Origin of the sequence: Corallococcus aberystwythensis (genome assembly GCF_003612165.1) — a bacterium.
Lineage (GTDB): Bacteria > Myxococcota > Myxococcia > Myxococcales > Myxococcaceae > Corallococcus > Corallococcus aberystwythensis.
The window spans coordinates 1-7,187 of sequence record NZ_RAWK01000377.1; the positions used below are offsets into that span (position 1 = coordinate 1).

6 protein-coding genes are annotated in these 7,187 nt (G+C 68.8%); 5 read left to right on the forward strand and 1 reads right to left on the reverse strand.

The genetic code is table 11. The features are described 5' to 3' along the window. The 5 genes from D7W81_RS38020 to D7W81_RS38040 all read left to right on the forward strand — a co-directional run. On the forward strand, positions 1-776 hold a 776-nt coding region (locus tag D7W81_RS38020; protein WP_438503397.1), incomplete at its 5' end, for a uracil-DNA glycosylase. A gap of 37 nt (positions 777-813) precedes the next feature. Continuing rightward, positions 814-1,821, forward strand: a complete 1,008-nt coding sequence (locus D7W81_RS38025) for an alpha/beta hydrolase (RefSeq protein WP_120560262.1) — start codon at positions 814-816, stop codon at positions 1,819-1,821. Between the two features lie 15 nt (positions 1,822-1,836). Next, entirely contained in the window at positions 1,837-2,868 is a 1,032-nt protein-coding gene (gene kdd / locus D7W81_RS38030; RefSeq protein ID WP_120560263.1) for an L-erythro-3,5-diaminohexanoate dehydrogenase, read from the forward strand. Between the two features lie 68 nt (positions 2,869-2,936). After that, the gene (locus D7W81_RS38035; protein WP_120560264.1) at positions 2,937-3,329 is read left to right on the forward strand and encodes a hypothetical protein; all 393 of its coding nucleotides are present in this window, start codon (positions 2,937-2,939) and stop codon (positions 3,327-3,329) included. Then, complete coding sequence (locus D7W81_RS38040) at positions 3,326-5,137, forward strand: hypothetical protein (RefSeq protein WP_147445771.1); 1,812 nt, start codon at positions 3,326-3,328, stop codon at positions 5,135-5,137. The genes D7W81_RS38035 and D7W81_RS38040 overlap by 4 nt, the downstream gene beginning before the upstream one ends. A 33-nt stretch (positions 5,138-5,170) precedes the next feature. Here D7W81_RS38040 and D7W81_RS38045 read toward each other — a convergent pair whose 3' ends face one another. Then, a complete protein-coding gene (locus D7W81_RS38045) occupies positions 5,171-6,949 on the reverse strand; it encodes a glycosyl hydrolase family 18 protein (RefSeq protein ID WP_120560266.1) in 1,779 nt (592 codons plus the stop codon). Positions 6,950-7,187 lie beyond the last annotated feature (238 nt).

The following is a 7,187-nucleotide window of genomic DNA, read 5'->3' on the forward strand; positions in this document are numbered from 1 at the left end:
ACACCCTGCACGCCGCGATGAAGCAGCCCCTGGGCGCTGCCCGCCCGCTGGCCGCCGCGCCCATGGCAGCGTCACGGCCCCTGGCCTCCGAGGCCCCGGCCCCCCGCGTCGCGGCATCACCCGTGCCGGGCGTGCCCGGCGTGCTCCTGGACGTGCCCAAGTCCACGCCCCGCTACAACGGCGCGCTGCCCGGCGTCGTGGAGGGCGAGCGCCCCACGCTGGATCAGGTCCGCCGCGAGCTGGGCGACTGCCGCCGCTGCAAGCTGTGCACGGGCCGCAAGAACATCGTGTTCGGCTCCGGCAACCCGCGCGCGGACCTGGTGTTCGTGGGCGAGGGCCCCGGTGAGAACGAGGACCTCCAGGGCGTGCCCTTCGTGGGCGCCGCGGGCGACCTGCTCACCAAGATGATCGGCGCCATGGGCTTCACCCGGAACGACGTCTACATCGCCAACGTCGTGAAGTGCCGCCCGCCCGGCAACCGCAACCCGGAGCCGGATGAGATCGCCGCGTGCGAGCCCTTCCTGCGCTCGCAGCTGCTCGCCATCCAGCCGAAGGTCATCGTCGCGCTGGGCAAGTTCGCGGCGCAGACGCTGCTGCGGGACACCACCCCCATCACCAAGATGCGGGGCCAGTGGCGCGCATACGAGGGCATCCAGCTCATGCCCACCTTCCACCCCGCGTACCTCCTGCGCAACAGCGCGGAGAAGCGCAAGGCGTGGGAGGACCTGCAGCAGGTGATGAAGCTGTTCGGCAAGCACCCGGGCTCCAGCGCATAGACCGCGCGGCGCACCGCGACGACCAGGAGAGGCACCGATGAAGGGCGTGCTCGAGACGCGCGAAGTGCAATCCCCCTCGCTGGAGAACAACCCGCTGGGAGACCCGGCCCGCCGCCGGCTCACCGTGTACCTGCCGCCGGGCTACGCGGCGGGCACGCAGCGCTACCCGGTCGTCTACTTCCTGCACGCCTTCGGCAGTGGCGGGGGCTCGTGGACGAACGCGGCCGGCTTCTCGCCCTCCGTGCCGGACCGCCTGGACGCGCTCATCGAAGCCGGCACCATCCCGCCCGTCATCGGCGTCTTCCCGGACGCGTGGACGAAGCTGGGCGGCAGCCAGTGGGTGAACAGCGACGCCATCGGCCGCTACCGCGACTACCTGGTCAAGGACATCGTCGGCTTCGTGGACAAGACCTTCCGCACGCTGCCCAGGCCCGCGTCGCGCGCGGTGGTGGGCCACAGCTCCGGCGGCTACGGCGCGCTGGTGATGGGCCGCTACCACCCGGAGATCTTCTCCCTGGTGGGCGCGCACGCGCCGGATTCCTACTTCGAATATTCGTACATGCCGGACCTGCCCAAGGCGGCCACCGCGCTGATGAAGGCCGGCGGCGTGGAGACGTGGGTGACGGAGCTGCGCCAGCGCGCCGTGGCCACCAAGGTGCGCGGCGACGACTTCCCGGTCATCAACATCCTGGCCATGGCGGCGGCGTACTCCCCCAAGAAGGGTGAGCCGCTCAACCTGGAGCTGCCCTTCGAGCAGCACAACGCGAAGCTGCGCCTGGACGTGTGGAACCGCTGGCTGGTGCACGACCCGGTGCGCTTCGTGCCCAAGTTCCTGGACGCCTTCCGCAAGCTCAAGACGGTCTACCTGGACGCCGGCACCCGCGACGAGTTCAACCTGCGCTGGGGCACGCGCATGGTGGCGGACGACCTGAAGGCGGGCGGCGTGACCGTGGTGCACGAGGAGTTCGAGGACGGGCACTCGGGCGTGTCGTACCGCTTCGAGCGATCGCTGTCGGTGCTGGTGCCGCTGCTGGCGGCGGACTGAAACGAGGGGAAGGTCATGGCCACGGATTCATACGGACTGTCGCGCGTCGTGGGTGAGAAGGGCGTGCTGCCGCAGCGCGCGCGCAAGCTGGACCCCTCGCTGCCGTGCCGCGAGGCGGAGCTGCTCATCGACGTGGAGAGCCTCAACATCGACGCCGCGTCCTTCAAGCAGATCAAGGACGACGTGGGCGGAGACCCCGCGCGCATCGCCTCTCGCATCCAGGACATCGTGCTTGAGCGCGGCAAGATGCAGAACCCCGTCACCGGCTCCGGCGGGATGCTCATCGGCCGCGTGAAGGAACTGGGCGCGCAGCACCCCGCCAACGGCGTGCTCAAGCCGGGGGACCGCATCGCCACGCTGGTGAGCCTGACGCTCACGCCGCTCGTCATCGAAGAGGTGAAGGCGGTGCACGCGGACATCGACCGGGTGGACATCCGCGGCCACGCGCTGCTCTTCGCGAGCGGCATCTACGCGAAGCTCCCGGAGGACATGCCGGACACGCTGTCGCTGGCGGCGCTGGACGTGTGCGGCGCGCCCGCGCTGGTGGCGCGCTACGTACGCCCGGGAATGACGGTGGCGGTGCTGGGCGCGGGCAAGAGCGGCGCGCTGTGCCTCGCGCAGGCCCGCCGCAGCCTGGAGAGCCGCGGCAAGCTGCTGGCGCTGGACATCTCCCAGAAGGCGCTGGACGCGCTGTCCGCCATCGGCCTGTGCGACGAGGCCCTCAAGGTGGACGCCACCCAGGGCGTGGACGTGATGGAGGCGGTGCAGAAGGCGACGGGCGGTCAGCTCTGCGACCTGGTCGTCAACTGCGCCAGCGTGGGCAACACGGAGATGGCGTCGCTGTTGTCCGTGAAGGACGGCGGCACGGTCATCTTCTTCTCCATGGCCACCAGCTTCACCACGGCGGCCCTGGGCGCGGAGGGCGTGGGCAAGGACGTCACCATGCTCGTGGGCAATGGGTACGTGCCCGGCCACGCCGCCCTCACGCTGGACTTGCTGCGCACCGAACCCGCGCTGCGACAGCTCTTCGAGGCCCGCTACATCTGACCTCCGAGGAGTGCTGGACACGGCGCGGGGCAATGGTTGAGATCCCCCCACTCTTTCCAGGGGGATGCATGGAGTTCCGCAAGACCACGGTCCTGCCGCTCGAAGATGCAAAAGAGGCGCAGAGGCTGTTGAGGACGCTCATCAATGATGAGCCCTACGTTCTCTTTGTCGTGCTGGGAGAGGGGCCCCACCGCGAACAGTTGGTGTCGAAAGCCGGCAAGTTCGCGGGACTGGAGAGCGACCTCAAGTGGGTGGTGTGGGCCCGCTCGCTGGAGCAGGTGCGGCCCGAGCTTGAGAAGCTGAAGGGCGATGCCCAGCTCAAGAACAGGGTCCTCACCGCCAACCCCCAGGCATTTGTCCTGTCGTTCGCCGACGAACTCCGTGACGTCATCGAGCAGGACGAGCCCATCGACAACGTGCGGGTGGTGAGGGCCTATTTGAACGGGCAGAAGCTCTCATGAGGATCGGCTTGCTCATCTGCCTGCTGCTCGCAGCCGGCGCGGTCGAGAGCGCGGGTCCAGACCCCACTGACGCCCGGGTGCTGAAGCTCAAGGAAGTCGACGCGGACAGCATCTCCGTGGACATCAAGGCCGACATGGCCGTGGTGGATATTGGCAGCACCATCTACATCGACGTATCCCGGGACCGGGCGCTCGCGAAGCTGGGCACGGTGACCGCAGGTGCCTCGGAGCGGACTGCCACGCTCGTGAAGAGTTCCGAGGCACTGGCGGGGGCACTCGCGCGGACCAACGAAGAGTTGACGCAGATGCGGACCGCCATGGCGGAGTGGAAGCCCAACCCGCCGCCCGCGACGCTCAAGATGATCCAGGACGCCACCGAGAAGGCGGCAGCTCCCATGTCCATCATCATGAACGCGGCCACACCCGGTTCCCGTTTCCACAGGGGGCTCGAGGCGGCCCTGACGGACGTGCCGCCCGAGGGCCTTTCAGACCCTGAACTCTTCCGGCGCATCGCGGACGTGGCAGCGACCGAGCTGGAGGCCCTGCGGGCAGAACTGCGGCAGGCGCTTCAGAAGGAGGGGGTCTTTTTCATGCTGGGAGCCTGGATCGTGGGGGCGGGGGGCAACCGGGAGGTGCACCTCGATGGCTTCGACGACATCAAGCCCCAGGACCGCTATGTGCTGGACCGCTGGAGCATCTTCCTGACCGCGGAGCAACAGAAGCAGCTTGATGCGATCGGCAGGGCCGCGGACCAGTTCAACAGCCAGGGGATTGGAGCGCTGGTGCAGAGCGTGGGCATGCCCATGCTCCTCGAGGCCTTCATGCGGACGACCCAGTCCCTGGAGGTCACCGAAAAGAGCGCCCAGCAGGTGGGCACCACCGTGGTGGGGCTCAGCGATACCGTCCGCACGGAGCTCACCCAGACGGCCACGGAGCTGCGGCAATACCGCGTCTACCTGGGAGGCCTGATGCGCAAGTATCAGGGGACCACGCCTGCCTCGGACTCCGGGGCCGCGCTCCTGACCGGCTTCAATGCCGACCTGCGCGAAGCCGTGCTCCGGGCCCGGGAGCTGTCACGGAAGATCGGCCAGGTGCAGGCGACCCTGGCCTCGGTGCCCCCCGCGCTGAAGCCGTCCGTGCAGGAACTCGACAAGGTCCTGGGCCTGACGGCCACGGCGCTCAAGGCGGACATCGACGGGCTGGCGGAAGGGGTGGCTTCGCTGTTCTCCCTCGTCCGGGTCAACGCGGAGCTGCTGGAGTTCTCGAAGGAGGTGAAGCGGCACTCGGTGGCTTCGCTTCCCTCCGCGACCCTCCTGGACCTGAACAACACCGGGCGCAGGGAGCCCGGGGACGCCGTCGTCTTCAGGTTCGCGGTGGGCCGGGGCGAGGAGAAGCCCACGGTGGTGGAGACCCACCAGCTGACCATGCACCGCGTCCTGCCGCACTTCGACACGACCGTGGGCCTCATCTTCGCCCGCGTGCCGGAGGCCGAGGGAGGCAGCTCCCGGTTCCAGGCAGCCCCCGCCTACAGTGTGCTGCTGAAGTGGGGCTCCCGGACGGAGTCCTACGTCAACACGCTCGTCACCCCGGGCTTGGGCCTCAATCTCTCCGCCCTGGACTTCAACCGGGACAACACCCCGGAGGTGGGCGTCGCGCTGACGCTGTCGCTGTTCCGGAACATCCTGCAGGCAGGCGGGGGCTACAACGTCTTCCGGGACCGGTGGTACTTCTTCTTCGGCGTCGGCCTGCCGCTGCCCAACATCGGCGGCCTGCCCACCAACGCGAGTTCCTCGCTGCCGGACCCCTGAGCGCGAGGGCAGCGAGGCCGAGGGTGAAGGGCGTCAGGGCTTGAGGAAGGCCGTGTGCACGGCCTGCATCAGCGGATCCTTGGCGCCGCCCACCAGGGTCTTGGGCATGTGGCCCTGGTTGATGGTCCAGATGATGCTGCCGCCCAGGCCCTTCTCCCGCGCCCAGCGGCCCTTCTCCGACACGGACGCGACGTCCTCGTAGGAGATGTAGTTGCAGGCCTGCGGGCCGTACGCGTTGGGGAAGGAGAGGTAGGGCGACTTGGCGACGTCGTCCCAGCGGTACGCCTCGGGCGAGTAGTAGTGCGCCTGGATGTTGGCGTAGCTCATCGCGTTGTCGCTCTGCTCCTCCGCGATGTCGTCGCGCCCGTCCAGCGGGGTGCCCGGCTCCGTGATGCCCTTCCAGCAGGTGCCGAAGAAGCCCACGCCCACGCCCAGTCGCTGCGGCGGCACGCCCGCGTCCAGGAACGCCTGCACGGAGCTGGCGACGGAGCTGGGGTGTCCGGGGCTCTCACCGAAGAGCGCGCTGGAGTGCCAGCTCTGCCACTGCCCCCAGTGGCCGCTCATCTTGTAGGCCATCACGTTCATCTGGTCGACGCGGGCCGCCAGCTCCCGGTGGAACTCCGCGTCCACCTTGCCCAGCGCGAAGTTGGAGTTCACCCAACCCACGGGCACCGTGATGATGATGTTCTCATCCGCGGCGCGCAGGTCATCCAGCAGCGCCAGCAGCGGCGCGCTGTCCTGCGGCAGGAGGATGGGCTCCCAGTCCACGTCCACGCCGTCGAACTGCAGCTCGCGCATGGTGTTGATGATGTTGCGCACGAAGTTGCGGCGCTTCTCCAGCGTCTCCGTCGCGCCCTTGAAGCCGTCGTACTCACCCATGCCGCCCAGCATCAGCAGCGCCTTCTTGCCGGCCTCGTGCGCCCGCACCGCCAGCGCCCGGGCCATCTTGGGCCCCTCCACGGCGTCCACGTCGAAGTCGGTGTAGAGCGTGCCGTCGATGCGCGGCCGGATGCGGCCCACCACCACATGCGTGAGCAGCGACATGTCCACCGAGTCCACCGGGTACAGGTCGCGCTGGTAGCCCACCCAGTAGCCCATCACCCAGTTCGTGGGCGCGCCGCCCGGACGCGGCGTCACGGCGGCCGTCGTGCGGGTGCAGGGGCCTTCGCCCATCTCGTTGGCGGCGCAGATGCTGAAGGAGTACGCGGTGCCGTTGTCGAGGTTCTCGATGAGCGTGCCCGACGACGGCGCGTCCACCCGCTGCACCCGGCCACCCGGCTCCGCCATCACCTTGAAGTACGACAGCGGCCGGCCGCCGTAGCTCGCGGGCGCCAGCCAGCTCACGTACGCCTGGCCGTTGCCCGCGGTGGGCACCACCGAGCGCGGCTGTCCCGGCACCGTGGGGTTCGGGATGCGCATCCCCGCTTGCGGCGTCACCAGGTCCGTCTCCACGGAGGCCTGGCCCTCGCCCATCGCGTTCACCGCGGAGACCTTGAAGACGTAGGTGAAGCCGTTGTTCAGCCCCAGCACCGTGGCCTGCGTGTCGGGCACCTTCACCAGCGCGCCGCCGCACTCGGGGACGCAGCGCACCACGTAGTAGAGCAGGGGGCTGCCGCCATCCGCGGGAGGCACCGTCCACGTCACCAGCGCGGAAGCGTCTCCCGCCTGCGCGACGGCCTGCTTCGGTGCTTCTGGAGGTGTGAGCGGCGGGGGCTTCGCGTCAGGCCCGCCGCCGAAGTCGCAACCGCTCAACATCACCGCGAGGGCCAAGCCCACCCACCCGCGCACTGGTATTGCCCGCTGGCTGTTCATCCCTGCACTCCTGGAAGGACGCGGGATGTTATGCGGTCAACCCCACACTCGGAGTCAAGGGCAGTTGGAAAAGTGCGGTAATTTTGTATGAATTGGAATTCGTGCATTAAGCCGACTAATCCTATTCCGCCATGGAATCACAAAACCTCAGCGGATGGGAAACTGGCCCCCTGAGCACGGCTGGTGCGGGGGGCTGCCGGCAGGCGGGGTCCTGGCTTCAGCGCACCTGGGCGGTGGG

Coding starts and splice junctions, on each gene's coding strand:
- D7W81_RS38025 (WP_120560262.1), top strand. CDS start 814: ATGAAGGGCGTGCTCGAGACGCGCGAAGTGCAATCCCCCTCGCTGGAG.
- kdd (WP_120560263.1), top strand. CDS start 1,837: ATGGCCACGGATTCATACGGACTGTCGCGCGTCGTGGGTGAGAAGGGC.
- D7W81_RS38035 (WP_120560264.1), top strand. CDS start 2,937: ATGGAGTTCCGCAAGACCACGGTCCTGCCGCTCGAAGATGCAAAAGAG.
- D7W81_RS38040 (WP_147445771.1), top strand. CDS start 3,326: ATGAGGATCGGCTTGCTCATCTGCCTGCTGCTCGCAGCCGGCGCGGTC.
- D7W81_RS38045 (WP_120560266.1), bottom strand. CDS start 6,949: ATGAACAGCCAGCGGGCAATACCAGTGCGCGGGTGGGTGGGCTTGGCC.